General features: G+C 72.7%; 15 protein-coding genes. 8 read left to right on the top strand and 7 right to left on the bottom strand.

From position 1 onward, the window contains the following. The first annotated feature begins 8 nt into the window (after nt 1-8). Together IF19_RS0116075 and IF19_RS0116070 are read left to right on the top strand one after the other, a co-directional pair. Nucleotides 9-872, top strand: coding sequence for a helix-turn-helix domain-containing protein (locus IF19_RS0116075; RefSeq protein ID WP_030114588.1), 864 nt, complete (start codon nt 9-11; stop codon nt 870-872). A 58-nt stretch (nt 873-930) separates the two neighbouring features. Then, nucleotides 931-2,388: an aldehyde dehydrogenase family protein gene (locus IF19_RS0116070; RefSeq protein WP_030114587.1), complete on the top strand. Its 1,458-nt coding sequence runs from the start codon at nt 931-933 to the stop codon at nt 2,386-2,388. Nucleotides 2,389-2,427: 39 nt separating this feature from the next. Here IF19_RS0116070 and IF19_RS0116065 read toward each other — a convergent pair whose 3' ends face one another. Beyond that, entirely contained in the window at nt 2,428-3,441 is a 1,014-nt protein-coding gene (locus IF19_RS0116065; protein WP_078580600.1) for a GlxA family transcriptional regulator, read from the bottom strand. A gap of 265 nt (nt 3,442-3,706) precedes the next feature. Between IF19_RS0116065 and IF19_RS0116060 the strand changes: the two genes are divergently transcribed. From IF19_RS0116060 to IF19_RS0116045, 4 genes are all read left to right on the top strand, one after another. Beyond that, nucleotides 3,707-4,951 (top strand): MFS transporter, encoded by a 1,245-nt coding sequence (locus IF19_RS0116060; RefSeq protein ID WP_050493009.1) that lies wholly within the window; start codon nt 3,707-3,709, stop codon nt 4,949-4,951. Between the two features lie 26 nt (nt 4,952-4,977). After that, entirely contained in the window at nt 4,978-5,619 is a 642-nt protein-coding gene (locus IF19_RS0116055) for a PadR family transcriptional regulator (RefSeq protein WP_030114583.1), read from the top strand. A 93-nt stretch (nt 5,620-5,712) separates the two neighbouring features. Beyond that, complete coding sequence (locus tag IF19_RS0116050) at nt 5,713-6,720, top strand: daunorubicin resistance protein DrrA family ABC transporter ATP-binding protein (protein ID WP_030114582.1); 1,008 nt, start codon at nt 5,713-5,715, stop codon at nt 6,718-6,720. Then, on the top strand, nt 6,717-7,592 hold the full coding sequence (locus IF19_RS0116045; RefSeq protein WP_030277123.1) for an ABC transporter permease: 876 nt from the start codon (nt 6,717-6,719) through the stop codon (nt 7,590-7,592). Before IF19_RS0116050 ends, IF19_RS0116045 begins: the two co-directional genes overlap by 4 nt. Before the next feature lie 38 nt (nt 7,593-7,630). Here IF19_RS0116045 and gad read toward each other — a convergent pair whose 3' ends face one another. The 4 genes from gad to IF19_RS0116025 form a co-directional block, all read right to left on the bottom strand. Further along, the gene (gene gad / locus IF19_RS0116040; protein ID WP_030277121.1) at nt 7,631-9,058 is read right to left on the bottom strand and encodes a glutamate decarboxylase; all 1,428 of its coding nucleotides are present in this window, start codon (nt 9,056-9,058) and stop codon (nt 7,631-7,633) included. A gap of 193 nt (nt 9,059-9,251) precedes the next feature. Beyond that, nucleotides 9,252-9,875 carry an NAD(P)H:quinone oxidoreductase gene (gene wrbA, locus IF19_RS0116035; RefSeq protein WP_030114579.1) on the bottom strand — a complete coding sequence of 208 codons (624 nt, stop codon included), beginning with the start codon at nt 9,873-9,875 and terminating at the stop codon, nt 9,252-9,254. 282 nt (nt 9,876-10,157) lie between these two features. Continuing rightward, a complete protein-coding gene (locus IF19_RS0116030) occupies nt 10,158-11,459 on the bottom strand; it encodes an ion channel protein (protein WP_030277119.1) in 1,302 nt (433 codons plus the stop codon). An 82-nt stretch (nt 11,460-11,541) separates the two neighbouring features. Continuing rightward, the gene (locus IF19_RS0116025) at nt 11,542-11,907 is read right to left on the bottom strand and encodes a YbjQ family protein (protein WP_030114577.1); all 366 of its coding nucleotides are present in this window, start codon (nt 11,905-11,907) and stop codon (nt 11,542-11,544) included. Nucleotides 11,908-12,058: 151 nt separating this feature from the next. Between IF19_RS0116025 and IF19_RS0116020 the strand changes: the two genes are divergently transcribed. Beyond that, nucleotides 12,059-12,775, top strand: a complete 717-nt coding sequence (locus IF19_RS0116020; RefSeq protein ID WP_030114576.1) for a DedA family protein — start codon at nt 12,059-12,061, stop codon at nt 12,773-12,775. 92 nt (nt 12,776-12,867) lie between these two features. On the opposite strand, the gene IF19_RS0116015 is transcribed toward IF19_RS0116020, so the two are convergent. Next, entirely contained in the window at nt 12,868-14,568 is a 1,701-nt protein-coding gene (locus IF19_RS0116015; protein WP_030114575.1) for a threonine/serine exporter family protein, read from the bottom strand. Between the two features lie 255 nt (nt 14,569-14,823). After that, nucleotides 14,824-15,318, bottom strand: a complete 495-nt coding sequence (locus IF19_RS0116010; RefSeq protein ID WP_003968257.1) for an inorganic diphosphatase — start codon at nt 15,316-15,318, stop codon at nt 14,824-14,826. Nucleotides 15,319-15,404: 86 nt separating this feature from the next. On the opposite strand from IF19_RS0116010, the gene dacB reads away from it, so the two are divergent. Beyond that, the gene (gene dacB, locus IF19_RS0116005) at nt 15,405-16,886 is read left to right on the top strand and encodes a D-alanyl-D-alanine carboxypeptidase/D-alanyl-D-alanine endopeptidase (RefSeq protein ID WP_030114574.1); all 1,482 of its coding nucleotides are present in this window, start codon (nt 15,405-15,407) and stop codon (nt 16,884-16,886) included. Nucleotides 16,887-16,921 lie beyond the last annotated feature (35 nt).

Here is a 16,921-nt window from a genome sequence, read left to right as displayed (position 1 = left end):
CCGGACCAGTGTCGGCAGGCGAGTCGAGTGGATCGGTGGTGCGGCGCATCCTCCTGGGCTCTCAGCTCAGGAGGCTGCGGGAGTCGCGCGGTGTCACCCGTGAGGCGGCCGGTTACTCGATCCGGGCGTCCGAATCGAAGATCAGCCGCATGGAGTTGGGACGGGTGAGCTTCAAGGCCAGGGATGTCGAGGACCTGCTCACCCTCTACGGCGTCACGGACGAGGCGGAACGGGACTCTCTTCTCGGCCTGGCCCGCGAGGCCAACGTGGCGGGCTGGTGGCACAGTTACGGCGACGTGCTGCCCGGCTGGTTCCAGACGTACGTCGGCCTGGAGGGCGCGGCCTCCCTGATCCGCATCTTCGAAGTGCAGTTCGTCCACGGCCTGTTGCAGACCGAGGCGTACGCCCACGCCGTCGTCTCGCGCGGGATGCGCGGGGCCTCGCCCGCCGAGATCGACCGCCGGGTGGCGCTGCGCCTGGAGCGGCAGAAGGCCCTCGTCTCCGAGCGCGCCCCCACGTTCCACGCCGTCCTCGACGAGGCGGCGCTGCGCCGGCCGTACGGCGAACGCGAGGTGATGCGTGCCCAGTTGCGGCATCTGATCGATATGTCGGAGCGGCCGAACATCACGCTCCAGGTCATTCCCTTCAGCCATGGCGGCCATGCCGGGGAAAGCGGCTCCTTCACGATGCTGCGCTTTCCGGAATCCGATCTGTCGGACATCGTCTATCTGGAGCAGCTGACAAGTGCGCTCTATCTGGACAAGCCCGAGGAAGTCGCGCAGTACGAAAAGGCGATGGCGACTCTCGCCCAGGACAGCCCCGGCACGGACGAAAGCCGGGATCTTCTCCGCGGACTGCTCCAACTGATGTGAAGTGTCAGTACCATGACGTCACATCAGGAGTCTGCGAACGCCTGCAGTAAGGGATTGCATGTCCTTCTTCCGTGAACTGGCCCACCAGTACATCGACGGCGAGTGGCTGACCGGTAGCGGCTCGTGGGACATCATCGATTTCAATCCCTACAACGGTGAGAAACTCGCCGCCGTCACCGTGGCCACCGCGCTGGAGGTCGACCGGGCCTACCGGGCCGCCGAGCGCGCCCAGCAGAAGTGGGCCGCCGTCAACCCGTACGAGCGCCGCGCCGTCCTCGAACGGGCCCTGGACATCACCCTGGAGCGCGCGGACGCGATAGCCGAGGCGATCACCGACGAACTGGGCGGCACGCGGTCCCGGTCCCGGTACGAGATCGAGGCCGCCGCCGAGTTCCTGCGCGAGGCGGTCCGCCAGGCGCTGCGGCCCAGCGGGCGGCTGCTGCCCGCCGTGGGGGACGGCCGGGAGAACCGGCTCTACCGGCTGCCCGTCGGCGTCGTCGGCATCATCAGCGCCTTCAACTTCCCCTTCCTGGTGGCGATGAAGTCCGTCGCCCCCGCCCTCGCGCTCGGCAACGCGGTCGTCCTCAAGCCCCACCAGAACGCCCCGGTCGTCGGCGGCGGTCTGATAGCGAAGATCTTCGAGGACGCGGGACTGCCGGCCGGGCTGCTGAACATGGTCATCACCGACAGCGCCGAGATCGGCGACGCGTTCATCGAGCACCCCGTGCCCAAGGTGATCTCGTTCACCGGCTCCGACCGGGTCGGCCGGCACATCGCCGCCACGGCGGCCGGCGGCTTCAAGCGGACCATCCTCGAACTCAGCGGGAACAGCGCCCTGGTGGTGCTGGAGGACGCCGACGTCGAGTACGCGGTGCAGGCCGCCGTGTTCAGCCGCTTCCTGTACCAGGGGCAGGTCAGCATGGCCGCCAACCGGATCCTTCTCGACCGGTCGGTGGCCGCCGAGTTCACCGAGCGGTTCACCGCCGAGGTGGCCGCCCTCAAGGCCGGCGACCCCCGGGATCCGGAGACCCGGATCGGGCCGGTCATCAACGCCTTCCAGGCCGACGCCCTGGACGCCCTGGTCGAGCGGGCGGTGGCGGACGGCGCGACCGCCCTCGTACGGGGCCGGACCGTGGGCAACGTGGTCGCCCCGACCGTCCTCACCGGCCTCGCGGAGGACTCCCCGCTGCTGACGCAGGAGATCCTCGGGCCGGTGGCCCTGCTGCTGACGTTCGACGGCGAGGAGGAGGCCGTCCGGATCGTCAACGAGGGGCCGTACGGGCTCAGCGGCGCGGTCCACACGCGGGACGCGGAGCGCGGGGTGAAGTTCGCGCAGCGGATCGTCAGCGGGATGTTCCACGTCAACGACTCCACGGTGCAGGACGATCCGCAGGTCGCGTTCGGCGGCGAGAAGACCTCCGGAGTCGGGCGGCTGAACGGCGAGGCGGTGGTCGAGGCGTTCACCACGCAGCGGTGGATGTCGATCCAGCACGGACGCTCGGTCTTCCCGTTCTGAGCGGACGCGTGCGCCGACCGCCCCTCGGGTGAACGCCGTTCAGCTCTGCCGGCCGCCCGCAGGCCCCCGGAACGTGGTGCGGTAGGCGCTCGGCGACACACCCAGCGCCGCGTGGAAGTGCTGCCGCAGATTGGCCGCCGTACCGAGCCCGGTGCGGGCGGCCACCTGCTCCACGGGCATGTCCGACTCCTCCAGCAACTCCCTGGCCAGCTCGATCCGTTGCCGGGTCAGCCAGGCCATCGGCGTCATGCCGGACTCCTCCCGGAACCGCCGGGTGAAGTGGCGTACGCTCATCGACTCCCGCGCCGCCAACTGCCCGAGCGTGATCGGGTCCTGGAGTCTGCGCAGCGCCCAGTCGCGCGCCGCCGAGGTCCCCGGCGCCGACCTCTCCGGCACCGGCCGCCGGATGAACTGCGCCTGCCCGCCCTCCCGGTGGGGCGGAACGACGGTGCGGCGCGCCACGTCGCCCGCGACGGCCGTGCCGTGATCACGCCGGATCATGTGCAGGCACAGATCGATCCCCGAGGCGCAGCCCGCCGAGGTCAGCACGGACCCGCTGTCCGTGTAGAGCACGTCCGGGTCGAGCCCGACGCGCGGGAAGAGCCGGGCGAACCGCTCCGTGTACCGCCAGTGGGTGGTGGCGGTCCGCCCGTCGAGCAGCCCGGCCGACGCCAGCACGAACGCCCCGGTGCAGATCGACGCCACCCGGACGCCGGGCCGGACCAGCGCGAGGGCCTCGGCCAGCGGGGCCGGGAGCTCGGGGCTCTCCTGGACGTAGTCCTCGTACGAGGAGAGCACGATCACGGTGTCGGCCTCGGCCAGCGCCTCGGGCCCGTGCGCGACGGCCACGGTGAAGTCGCCGTCCGTCCGCACGTCCCCCGGTGCGAGCGAGCAGGTGGCGACCTCGTACAGCGGCTCGCCGTCCGCCGACGCCCCCTGCCGGGCCTGGCCGAAGCACTGGTGGACGATGCCCAGCTCGATGGGGAGCAGGACCGCGCGGGCGAGCACGGCGACGCGGTGCCGACCGGGGTGGGTGAAGACCGTCATGGCCATATCCTTGCGCACCCGGTCCATCCGGACACTCGTCGGGCCGCCCCGGGCTCGCCAGGCTTCCCGTATGGCTCCTCCGTCCCCGAACCCGCCTCCGCGCCCGCCCTCGCCGCCTCCGTCCTCCCCGCCTCCGTCCAGGCCCTCCCCGTACGGCCCGCCTCCCTCGCCGTACGGCCGCTCGGCCTCCCCGTCTCCGCCACCGCCTTCCCCGTACGGCCGCTCGGCCTCCCCGCGACGCCGGCGTCGGCCCCGTGTCCACCGGGCGTGGGTGATCGCCGCCGTGGCGGGCGCGGCCATCGTCACGGCCGGGGCGTTCACCACCGTGCCCGGGCTGCTGGTGACGCCCCTGCACGAGGAGTTCGGCTGGGAGCGCGGCACCATCGCGCTCGCCGCCTCGGTGAACATGGTGCTCTTCGGCCTCACCGCCCCGTTCGCGGCCGCCCTGATGGACAGGGCCGGGACCCGCAAGGTCGTCGTGGGCGCGCTGCTGCTGGTCGCGGCGGGGGCGCTGCTGACCGGGGCGATGAGCCGACCGTGGCACCTGGTCGCGTACTGGGGCGTGTTGATCGGCCTCGGTAGCGGCTGCCTGACGATGACGTTCGCCGCCGGGATCACCGCGCGCTGGTTCGACCGGCGGCGCTCCCTGGTGACCGGTGCGCTCAGCTCGTCGAGCCATCTGGGCCAACTGCTGTTCCTGCCGCTGCTGGCCGGTTCCGTCGACCGCTTCGGCTGGCGCCCGCCGGTGGTGACGGCGGCTCTGGCGGCGCTCGCGGTCGCCGCCCTGGTTCTCCTCCTGCTGCGCGACCACCCGGCCGACGTGGGCGTCAGGCCGTACGGGGCACGGGAGTTCGTCCCCAGGCCCGCGCCGGCCACGGGGGCGGCGGCGCGGGCCGTGACGGTCCTGATGCGGTCGGCGCGCACCGGACCGTTCTGGCTGCTGGCCGGGGCGTTCGCGCTCTGCGGGGCCTCCACCAACGGCATCATGTGGTCCAACTGGGCCCCTGCCGCGCACGATCACGGCATGCGGGCGACGGCTGCGGCCTCGCTGCTCTCGCTCATCGGGATCTTCTCCGCACTCGGCGCGCTGCTGGCCGGCTGGCTGACCGACCGGTTCGACCCGCGCCGCGTGCTGTCCGTCTGCTTCGCCGTCCGCGCGCTGACGCTCCTCGCGCTGCCCCTGGTGTTCACGTCCGGCGTCTCGGCCCCGATGCTCCTGTTCGCGGCGGTGTACGGGCTCGTCGACGTGGCGACCGTGCCGCCGGTCATCGAACTGGCCCGCCGGGTGTACGGCGAGGACGGTCCGCTCGTCTTCGGCTGGACCAACGCCGCCCATCAACTGGGCGCGGGCGCCTCGGCGTTCCTCGGGGCCACCGCGCGGGATGTATTCGGCACGTACGACGTGGTGTGGGCCGTGCTGGCCGCCGGATGCCTCGCCGCGGCGCTGCTGGCCGTGGCCGTCCGTACCCCGGGGGCACACCTGACGCGCGGGCGCAAGCGGGCGCGGCTACCCTAGTCAAAGTTGAATAGGAAGGAAGTGCCATGTCCGCGATCCGGCTGCTGGTCCTCGGCGCAGTGCGCATGCACGGCCGTGCCCACGGCTACCAGGTCCGCAACGACCTGGAGTTCTGGGGCGCCCACGAGTGGTCCAACGCCAAGCCCGGGTCGATCTACCACGCCCTGAAGCAGATGGCGAAGCAGGGGCTGCTCCTCGCGCACGAGACGGCCCCGTCCACGGCCGGCGGCCCGCCGCGCACCGAGTACGAGGTCACGGATGAAGGGCTGGCGGAGTACCGGACCCTGCTCCGGGACGCCCTGCGCACCTACGACCAGAGCATGGACGTGCTCTCGGCGGCGGTCGGGTTCATCGTCGACCTGCCGCGCGAGGAGGCGGTCGCGCTGCTCAAGGAGCGCGTCGAGGCGATGAAGGGCTGGCGGGACTCGGTCACCGAGTACTACACGCCCGCAGAGGGGCCCGAGTCCCTGGGCCACATCGGCGAGATCATGAACCTGTGGGTGCACTCCGCCGACGCGGGCGCGGAGTGGACCCGGGGCCTGATCGAGCGGATCGAGGGTGGCGCGTACACCTTCGCGGGGGAGGGCGACCCGTTCGTCGGGGTGCTCGCCGACGACCAGGAGAACCCGTACGCGACCGGCGTCCGCGATCCCGGGGACGACGACTAATCAAGTTTGACGAATGCCGTCGCAGGGTTTACCTTCGTCGCTCTAGTCAAGTTTGACTATGAAGCGACGGAGCTGCGGAGGGGTGGCGGGAACGTGACCGAGGCGATCGTCATGGACGGCGTGCACAAGCGGTACGGGGAGAAGCGCGCTCTGGACGGACTGGACCTGGCGGTGCGGAGCGGCACCGTCCACGGGGTCCTCGGCCCCAACGGGGCGGGCAAGACCACCGCCGTACGGATCATGTCGACGCTGCTGCGCCACGACGCGGGCAGGGTGACCGTGGCCGGCCTCGACGTCCGTGAGCGGGCGGCCGAGGTGCGGCGCAGGATCGGGCTGCTCGGGCAGCACGCGGCGCTCGACGAGAAGCTCGGGGGCCGGCAGAACCTGGAGATGTTCGGGCGGCTGTACCACCTGGGCGCACGCCGGGCGGGCAGCCGGGCGGACGAGCTGCTGGAGCGGTTCGGCCTCGCCGACGCCGGACGCAAGGCGGTCGAGCGGTACAGCGGCGGGATGCGCAGAAGGCTCGACCTGGCCGCCTCGCTGATCACCGACCCGGACGTGCTGTTCCTGGACGAGCCGACGACGGGCCTCGACCCGCGCGGCCGGACCGAGGTGTGGGAGGCGGTGCGGTCCCTGGTCGGCGGCGGCGCCACGGTGCTGCTGACCACGCAGTACCTGGAGGAGGCGGACCAGTTGGCCGACCGGATCTCCCTGATCGACGGCGGCCGGGCGGTCGCCGAGGGCACCCCCGACGAGCTGAAGTCCCGGGTCGGCGGCGACCGGATCGACGTGGTCCTGCGCGACGCGTCCCGGCTGGCGGAGGCCGGTGCGCTGCTCGGTGGCGACGACGTGACGCTCGACCCCGACCGGCGGCTGATCGGAGCGCCCGCCCCGGACCGGATGGCGGCCCTGACCCGGACGGTACGGGCGCTGGAGGAGGCGGGCATCGAGGCGGAGGACGTCGCGGTGCGCCGCCCGACCCTGGACGAGGTGTTCCTGTTCCTGACCGGGCGGCCGGACGGCGAGCGGCGTACGGGTGCCGGGGGGACGGCGCGGACCGGCAGGACGGCGGAGAACGGCCCGGCGGAGGTGGCGGCATGAGCGCGACGGCGACGACGGCTTCCGGCGGGACGCCCCCGGCCCCCGGGCCGCACAGGGCGCCGGCGGCCCCCGAGCCGGGCGGGGCGGCCTCCCGGCTCGGCTGGGCGGCGGCCGATTCCTGGACGATGACCCGCCGCGAACTGGCGCGCTGGGCCCGGCAGCCGGTGGCGGTCGTGGTCAACCTGGCGTTCCCGGTGATGCTGCTCCTGATGTTCACCTATCTGGTGGGCGGCGGCCGGGGCGTGGACGGCGACCCCACCGCGTACCTGGTCCCCGGCATGCTCGCGCTGACCATGGCCTTCGGCCTGGAGAGCACGATGCTCGCGGTCACCCAGGACCTCGGCAAGGGCGTCATCGACCGGTTCCGCTCGATGCCGATGGCCCCGGGCGCGGTGCTGGTGGGCCGCAGCGCGGCGGACATGCTCCAGTCGGTCGCCGCGCTCGCCGTGATGACCGGCGTCGGGTACGCGGTCGGCTGGCGCTGGCACCACGGACCCACCGCCGCGCTGGGCGCGATGGGGCTGCTGCTCCTGCTCCGCTTCGCGATGCTCTGGGTGGGCATCCACCTCGCCCTGGTGGCGGGGCGGCCGGAGATGGTCTCGGCGGTCCAGATCCTGGTCTGGCCGGTCGGCTTCCTCTCCAACGTGTTCGCGGCCCCCGGATCGATGCCGGCCTGGCTGGGCGCGGTGGTCGAGTGGAACCCGATGTCCGCCACCGCCACCGCCGTACGCGACCTGTTCGGCAACCCCGGTGCCACGTCCGGCTCCTGGGCCGCCGAACACGCCGGCCTCCTCGCGGTGCTCTGGCCGACGGCGATCATCGCGGTGTTCTTCCCCCTGGCCGTACGGAGATTCACCCGGATCGGCCGGTAGCGGCGGAGGGCGGCCGACTGCCCCAGGGGCCCGCCGTCTCAGTGGTGGAACGCCGTCGGCACCGGCCGGTCCTGGCTCAACGGGTGGCGTTGGGAGCGGAGTTCGGGCAGCAGCAGTTTCAGGTCCTCGATCAGCAGCTCGGCCAGGTCCGAGGAGAAACCGTTGCGGCACACCACCCGCAGCACCGACAGGTCCTGGCGGTCGGCCGGGAAGGTGTACGCGGGGACCAGCCAGCCCCGTTCGCGCAGCCGGCGCGACACGTCGAAGACGTCGTACGCGTGGACGTCGTCCTTCGTCGTGAAGGCGAACACCGGCAACTGGTCGCCCCGGGTGAGGAGTCGGAAGTCGCCCAGCCCCTCCACCGCGCGCGCCAGCCCGCAGGCCACGTCCCGGGACGCCTGCTGGACCGCCCGGTAGCCCTCGTGCCCGAGGCGCAGGAACGTGTAGTACTGCGCGACCACCTGCGCCCCGGGCCGCGAGAAGTTCAGCGCGAACGTGGGCATCTCGCCGCCCAGGTAGTTGACCCGGAAGACCAGCTCCTCCGGCAGCGCCGCCGCCGCCCGCCACAGCACCCAGCCGACGCCCGGGTAGACGAGCCCGTACTTGTGGCCCGACGTGTTGATCGACGCCACCCTCGGCAGCCGGAAGTCCCACTCCAGGTCCGGGTCGAGGAAGGGCGCCACCATCGCGCCGGACGCCCCGTCCACGTGGACCGGGACATCGAGGCCGGTGCGTTCCTGGAGGTCGTCCAGCGCCGCGCACAGCTCCGCGATCGGCTCGTAGGAGCCGTCGAAGGTGGAGCCGAGGACGCCGATCACGCCGATGGTGTTCTCGTCGCACAGCTCGACGGCCGCCCGCGGGTCGAGGTGGAAGCGGTCGCCTTCCATCGGGACCTGCCGGGCCTCCACCTCCCAGAAGTCGCAGAACTTCTCCCAGCAGACCTGCACATTGACGCCCATCACCAGATTGGGCTTCGCCTTCGCCGGATAGCGGTCCGCGTTCCGCCGGGTCCAGCGGCGCTTCAGCGCCATCCCCGCGAGCATGCACGCCTCGCTGGAGCCGGTGGTCGAACACCCCACGGCCGTCTGCGGATCGGGGGCGTTCCACAGGTCCGCGAGCATCGCCACGCAGCGCCGCTCCAGCTCGGCGGTGCGCGGGTACTCGTCCTTGTCGATCATGTTCTTGTCCCGGCACTCGCTCATCAGGACGTCCGCCTGCGGCTCCATCCACGTGGTGACGAACGTGGCCAGGTTGAGCCGGGAGTTGCCGTCGAGCATCAGCTCGTCGTGGACCAGCCGGTACGCGGTCAGCGGCGGCAGCGGCCCGTCCGGCAGCCGGTGGCGCGGCGGCGCGGTGTGCATCGCGGCCGTCGGGTCGGCCTCACCGTAGAACGGGTTCAGCGCGAGCCTGCGCCGCTCGTCGGAGGGCTCGTCCTGCTCCGGGTGGGCACCGCGGTGGAGCGGCATGGTGGGGGACCCTTCTCTGAGCCGGCGAGGGCGGGGTGCGCCGTGGGGCAGCCGGGATGCGCGGGGGCGTCGGTACGCAGGTGGCGTCGGTACGCAGGTGGCGTCGGTACGGAGGTGGCGTACGGGGGTGTCGTACGGCTCCGGCGTACGGGGGGCTTCGTACAGGTTCGGCTTACGGGCCCGGCGTACCGGGTCAGTCGGCCGAGCCCAGGCCGGCCTTGAGCGCCCGGGTGATCCGCACGACCCGCTCGGCCTGCACGCGGGCGGCGGTCAGCGTCTGCTCGCCGACCGGGATGTCGCCCTGCCCGGACACGTGCGAGGTGCCGTACGGGTTGCCGTCGACGAACTTCGACGGGTCGGTGTACCCGGGCGCGACGAGGATGCCGCCGAAGTGGTGGACCGTGTTGTAGAGCGCGAGCAGCGTGGACTCCTGGCCGCCGTGGGCGGTGGAGCTGGCGGTGAACCCGCTGTAGACCTTGTCGGCGAGCTGCCCCGACTGCCAGAGCCCGCCGAGCGTGTCGATGAACTGCTTGAGCTGCGCGGCGACGTTCCCGTACCGGGTCGGCGAACCGAAGACCACCGCGTCCGCCCAGACCATGTCGTCCGGCGAGACCTCCGGGATGTCCGCCGTCGCGCGGACGTTCTCGGCCCACGCCGGGTTGGAGTCGATCGCCGCCTGCGGGGCCAGCTCGGCCGCCCGGCGCAGCCGCACCCGCGCCCCGGCGCGCTCCGCGTCCTCGGCGATGGCCCGCGCGATCCGCGCGATGGTGCCGGTGGAGGAGTAGTAGATGACGGCGACGTTGACGGGCGTGGACATACGGAAACCTCCGACGGAGCGGGAGCGGGGGCGGGATCGGTCGCGGACGGCGTCAGCGTCTCGGCGCGGGACGCCGAGACGGATCGTCCAGGAGCGGTACGTAACGCACGAATCCGACGATACGGAGATTCGGCCCGTACGGCGCGGCGGGCGCGGCCTTTCCCGTGACCGCGTACGGCCGACGGTCGTCCCGCTCGCCTGTCACCGCCCCGCGGCCCTCGGTATCCCGCTCGCCTGTCACCGCCCTGGGGCCCTCGGCAACCCTCTCGCCGCCCCGCCGCCCTACCGCAGCGGCTTCCCGTCCCCGTCCAGCTGCATCTGGGGCCGTCCGGTGACCAGCAGCCACGCGGGCAGCGTCGCCGCGCACAGCAGCGGAAGCACCGAGGCGTCGCTCACCAGCACCGCCGCCGTGAACAGGCTCACCCACCCCTGCCGGGTGACGGCGAGCAGGATGCCGAGGACCGCGCAGGAGACCGCGAGCGACGGCGGCACCGCGTCCACGAGGGCGTGGGCGCAGAACCCGAGCGCCACCCCCGCGAAGACCGCCGGGAAGATCCGGCCGCCCCGGAAGCCGCAGGTCGCCGCCACCGTCAGGGCGGCCGCCTTCACCACCGCCATCCCCGCGAACTCGGCGGCCGACCACCCGTCCGGGTCCTCGGCGAGCACCTTCACCTCGTCGAGCCCCTTGAACAGCGTGAGATGGCCGCCCAGCGCCCCCAGCAGGCCCAGCACCAGCCCGCCCGCCGTCAGGGCGAGCACCGGATGCCGCAGCGCCGCGAAGACGCGGTGGGCCACCGGGAACGCGTACACCGCGAGCAGCCCCAGGAGCGCCCCCGCCGAGGCGATCAGCAGAGCGGCCAGCAGATCGCCCCAGTGCGGTCCGGAGTACGCCGGCAGGGAGAGGTCGAAACTGGGCTCCGCGATGAGCGACATGGTCAGCGCGCCCGCCGCCCCGGCCGCGAGCGGGGCGAACAGCCGGTCCCAGAACGCCCCGGGGCCCGGCTGCGAGGCCAGCGTCTCGGAGAGGATCAGCGCCGCCGCGATCGGCGTGCCGAAGAGCGCCCCGATCGTCCCGGCCGCCGCCAGCGCCACCCACAGCTCACCGGGGGCGCCGGGCGCGAACCGCCGCCCCAGCCAGAACGCCAGCGCGACGTTGGCCGCGGTGATCGGGTTCTCCGGGCCGAGGCTCACCCCGCCCGCCAGCGCCAGGACGGTCACCAGGAGCAGCCCGGGGACGACCCCGGGCCGCATCGGGGCGTCGACCAGCCCGGTGGTGGCCGGATCGGGACCGCCGCGCCCCGGTACGGCCCGCAGCGCCAGCCCCACCGCCAGGCCGGTCGCGGTGAGCATCGCGACCATCCAGAGGGAGGAGTACCGCCCGACGCCGAGCGCGTCGGGCAGGGTCTCCCAGAGCACGTCCTGCAGCCGCTCCGCGAGCAGGCTCACCCCGAGCAGGATCAGCGCGCAGACGACGCCGACGACGAGCGCCGGCAGGACGAGCGGCAGCAGCCGTCGGGCGGGGGCGGCGGGCGGGGGAGAGGGGGCCGGCGGGGGCGCGGGAGGCGCGGGGGATGCGGGAGCCACCGGATCACATTAGGCGGCAAACCGCGCATAACTCCCAAAGAGGGACCGCGTGAAGCCGGAGAGGGACCCGGGTGGCCCCGCGTCACACCTTGCTGATCACCGCCGCCGTCCCGTACGCGCAGACCTCCGTCCCCACGTCCGCCGCCTCGGTCACGTCGAAGCGCATCATCAGGACCGCGTTGGCGCCCCGGGCCCGCGCCTGTTCCACGAGCCGCTCAATCGCCTGGTTGCGGGTCTCGACCAGTGTCTTGGTCAGCCCTTTCAGCTCGCCGCCGATCATCGACTTCAGCCCGGCGCCGATCTGGCTGCCGAGGTGACGGGAGCGGACGGTCAGCCCGAAGACCTCGCCGATGACCTGGGTCACCTGATAGCCGGGTACGTCGTTCGTCGTGACGACCAGCACGTCCGCCTGGGCCGCCTGGCCGCCGCCGAATTCCTCAATGCCCATGGTGATGGCACCTCCTGTGACCAGCTTCGGGCCGCTTCGTAGGATGCGCATTCCCGCTGTACGCCACTGGAACCACCGGCACGCATCGGGCGTTGATAGCTTGGGGCGGCCACTGTGCCGCCATCACACCCTGATCCTGGAGCCCGGACCCTTGAATACGCTTGCGCTCGGACCGAGCTGGCTGGACCCGGACTATCTGCTCAACACGTTCGGGCTCCCCGGCCTGCTCCTCATCGTCTTCGCCGAGTCCGGACTCCTCATCGGGTTCTTCCTGCCCGGCGACTCGCTGCTGTTCACCACGGGCCTGCTGGTGACCACGGGGCAGTTGAAGTACCCGCTCTGGCTGGTCTGCACGCTGATCGCCGTCGCAGCGATCGTCGGCGACCAGGTCGGCTATCTCTTCGGCCGCAAGGTCGGCCCGGCCCTCTTCAAGCGCCCCGACTCCCGCCTCTTCAAGCAGGAGAACGTGGAGAAGGCCCACGAGTTCTTCGAGAAGCACGGCCCGAAGTCCCTGGTCCTGGCCCGGTTCGTGCCCATCGTGCGCACCTTCACGCCGATCATCGCGGGCGTCAGCCGGATGAACTACCGCTCCTTCATCACGTACAACGTCGTCGGCGCGATCCTCTGGGGCGTCGGCGTCACCGTGCTCGGCGCCCTGCTCGGCAAGATCGACTTCGTGCACGAGCACATCGAGATGATCCTCATCCTGATCGTGCTCATCTCCGTGGTGCCGATCGTCATCGAGGTGCTGCGCGCCCGCAGCCAGGGCAAGAAGGCCGCGGCTCTGGAGGACGACGGCACCGGCCGGCCCCCGGCGGGCGGCAACGGCCCCTCCTCCGGCCAGCGCGGCCGTCACGCCAAGCGCTGACCCCGCCCCGTACGACGAGAGCGCCCCGCCCCGGAAGTCTCCCCGGGCGGGGCGCTCGCGTACGTACCGGGCGCGGGGCCCGCCGCCGAGGGTCAGAACCCCCTGGTCCGCTTCGCCGCACGGCGGCTCGCCCCGCCGACCGCCCCCGGCAGCCCCATGAACAGCCGCGAGATCTCGCTCCCCAGGTTCACCCCGATCGCGATCGCCAGCGCCGTCGCGACCGCCGTGGACAGCGAGGCGAGCCCGGTGTCCAGCTCGTTCTGCGCCACGCCCAGCAGACCGAAGTACGTCGCCGAACCGGGCAGCAGCGGCCCGATCGCCGCCGTGATGTACGGCAGCGAGGAGTGGAAGCGGTAGCGCGAGAACAGCTGGCCGAACAGGCCCACCAGACCGGCCGCCACCGCCGTCGCCGCGACCGGCGAGATCTGCCCGGTCCGCGCCATCGCCCCGAAGACGATCCAGGCCACCCCGCCGTTCAGGGTGACCGCCAGGACCGTCGAGCGCTCCTGCTGGAGCAGCACCGCGAAGGCCAGGCTCAGCGCCATCGACGCCAGGATCTGCACCACCGGCTCGTTGTACGGCGTGAACCGGGCCTCCGGGTTCAGCTCGGCCCCCAGCTGGAGACCGAGGTACAGGATGATCAGCACGCCCGCGACGATCCCGATGAAGAAGTACATGACTTCGAGGAGGCGGGCCGACGCGGTGATGTAGTAGCCGGTCAGCCCGTCCTGCACCCCCGCGACCAGCGCCCGCCCCGGCAGCAGCGCGAACAGCCCACCGGTGATCACCGCGGAGGGGCGGATGTCGGTCGAATGCGTCAGCGTCAGCGCCACCCCCATCGCGGCGGGCGGCATCGCCGCCACCGTGAACTGGTAGAACTCCGGCAGCCCCCGCCCCGCGCACAGCCACGCGAGGCGGTCGCCGAGCATCGCGCCCGCCGCCGCCACCAGGAACACCAGCACCCCACCGCCGACCAGCACCGAGGCCGAACCGGCCAGCAGCCCGGCCGCCGCCGTCAGCACCCAGCCCGGGTACGGGTGGCGGTTGCGTCGGATCTCCGCGAGCCGCCGGTACGCCTCCTCCAGCGACACCTCCGTGTCCTCGCTGGTGATGTCGTCCACCAGCCGGAACACCGCCGCGAGCCGGGTGTAGTCGGTGCCCCGGCGGCGTACCGTACGGCTCGCCGTCACCGGGTCGTCCACCAGCGACGGCTGGTGCGAGATGGACAGCAGCGTGAACGTCACCGTCGGCTCGCTGCGGTCGAGCCCGTAGGACCGGGTCACCGCGAACATCGCCGCCTCGACGTCCTCGGCCCCCTCGCCGCCCGCCAGCAGCAGCTCCCCGATACGCAGCGTCAGGTCGAGCACCCGGGGCACGGCGGGGCCCGTGTCGTCGTCGGTGCGCTGGATCGACTCCGCCGCCGGCCGCTCGGTCACCGGCATCCGCAGCATCGTGCGCATCCGGTCCTGCCAGGGCGCCTCCTTGGTCAGCTTGACCATCGGAATGCCCTGCGCGGGGGTGAACGCGGGCGGCGACTGCTGCGCCCGGTACGTGCTCGGCGGCGTGAAGGCGGACGTCAGCGTGTCGGAGTTCGAACCGCCCCCGGAAGAGCCGCCCGCCCCGGACTGCGCCGACTCCGCCTGCACCCCGGTCGGAAGGGCGAACTCCGACGTCGGATGGTCCTCCTCGGGCGGCGACACCGGCTGCATCGTCCCCGCCGGTGGAGCGAAAGCGCTCCGCGCCTCGTCGGACTGGGGCTTCTGGTCCTCAGGACCGCCCGATTCCGCCACCACTCGACCTCGTTCCTGCTCGACTGCACGTCAATGGGGGTGCCCCGCCGCACGTGTGCCCAGTATGGCCACCGGCATGGGCCCCGCACGCGCGGAGGTGACGCGCCTCGCGCGCGTCCCCCGTACCCGCGCGGACGGACACCCGGGCGGGCGGCGCGGAGGCGTCGGCGGACAGCACGACGGGCGGCACACCCGTGAAGGTGTACCGCCCGTTCCAGGACCGCCGTCCGGCTCAGCGAGAGAACCGGAAGGGGGACGTCAGTGCGCGCCGCCCTGCGCCTCGAGACGCTTGTACGACGCCTCGATCTCGGCCTCCGCCTCGGCGCGGCCGACCCAGTCGGCGCCCTCGACGGACTTGCCCGGCTCCAGGTCCTTGTAGACCTCGAAGAAGTGCTGGATCTCCAGGCGGTCGAACTCCGACACGTGGTGGATGTCGCGCAGGTGCTCCACGCGCGGGTCGGACGCCGGGACGCAGAGCAGCTTGTCGTCGCCGCCCGCCTCGTCGGTCATCCGGAACATGCCGATGGCACGGCACTTGATGAGGCAACCGGGGAAGGTCGGCTCGTCCAGGATGACCAGCGCGTCCAGCGGGTCGCCGTCCTCGCCGAGGGTGTTCTCGACGAAGCCGTAGTCGGCCGGGTAGCTGGTCGAGGTGAAGAGTCGACGGTCCAGGCGGATCCGACCGGTCTCGTGGTCCACCTCGTACTTGTTCCGCGAACCCTTCGGGATCTCGATGGTGACGTCGAACTCCACGGGTGGCTCCTCCATGATCAACACATACGACTGGTGATTAAGTGTCCCCCACGCAGAAGAGTGCTCGCGAAAGGGGCTGGTCAACGGTGGCCGAGCAGGTGGAGGAACCGTCGGTGCGCCCCTCGGACCCGTGGCGCGGGCCAAAGTTCCTGACGACGAAGCACAACGGCTCCCACACGTGGCAGGTGATCGCAGGCTCCGCGACGCTCGGCCTGGCCGTGGCCGCCGGCGCCGTCCTCGCCGCCGGCCCCTGGGACAACGGTCAGCGTAAGGCCGAGCGGGCCCTGGCCGCCGCCGCCGACCGCACAGGTGGCGCACATCACGGCCGCACCACGCCCGAAGGCCCCCGCCCGGCCCCCAGCGCCCCCGCCGTCCTCCCCGCGCTCACCGCCGCCAAAGCCGCCCAGGACCCCGCCGGGCTCCGCGCCGCCCTCACCCCGCTGGTCGACGCCCCCGGGCTCGGGAAGAAGCTCGCCGCCTCCGTCGTCGACACCGCCACCGGCGAGCAGCTGTACGGACACGGCGCCACCACCCCGATGACCCCGGCCTCCACCATCAAGATCGCCACCACCACCGCGGCCCTCTCCGTCCTCGGCCCCGACCACCGCATCGCCACCACCGCCGCGCTGTCCCCCGACTCCCGCACCCTCACCCTCGTCGGCGGCGGCGACCCCACGCTCGCGAAGGCGGACCTGCGCGCCATGGCCGCCGAGGCCGCCGACGCCCTGCGCGAGGACGGCGAGGACGGCGAGAACCCGGCGGGCCCGGTACGGCTCACGTACGACGTCTCCCGCTACACCGGACCCGAACTCCACCCGATCAGCCCCAACGAGAACATCGCCCCCGTCACCGCCCTGATGATCGACGAGGGCCGCCTCGACGGATCGGACCGCGGCCCCGCCGACCGCACCGACGACCCGGCCGGGGACGCCGCCCGCGCCTTCGCCGAGGCCCTGGAGAAGGCGGGCGTCCAGGTCACCGGAGCCCCCCGCGAGGCCCGCGCCGCCGACGAGGCCCGCACCGTCGCCACCCACTGCTCGGCCCCGCTCTCCGCCCTCGCCGAGCGCACCCTCACCAACAGCGACAACGACATCGCCGAAGCCCTCGCCCGCCAGACCGCCATCGCCAAGGGCGAGAAGGCGTCCTTCGCCGGGGCCCGCCGCGCCGTCACCAACGAACTGAAGAAGCTCCAGCTCCCGGTCGGCGGCGCCCACTTCGCCGACGGCAGCGGCCTCGACCGCAAGGACCGCGTCACCCCCGCCCTCCTCACCGCCCTCCTCGCCCGCGCCGCCGACCCCGACCGCCCCGGACTGCGCCCCGTTCTCACCGGCCTCCCGATCGCCGGATTCAGCGGCACCCTGGACGGCCGCTACGAACGCGACGCCGCGGGCACCGGCCTCGTCCGCGCCAAGACCGGCACACTCCGGGGCGTCAACTCCCTCGCCGGAACCGTCGTCGACCGGCAGGGCCGCCTGCTCGCCTTCGCCTTCCTCGCCTCCGGCTCCACCTCGGCCGCCGGGGCCGAACCCGCCCTCGACGCCCTGGCCACCGCCCTCGCGGGCGTCTGAGCGGGCTCCGCACCCGAAGAGCCGCGCAAGACCCC

This window comes from Streptomyces californicus, assembly GCF_000717645.1.
In the GTDB taxonomy this organism is placed as follows: Bacteria; Actinomycetota; Actinomycetes; order Streptomycetales; family Streptomycetaceae; genus Streptomyces; species Streptomyces californicus.
Note: the sequence above shows the minus strand (reverse complement) of the source record. Positions and strands in the feature narration are given on the sequence as shown.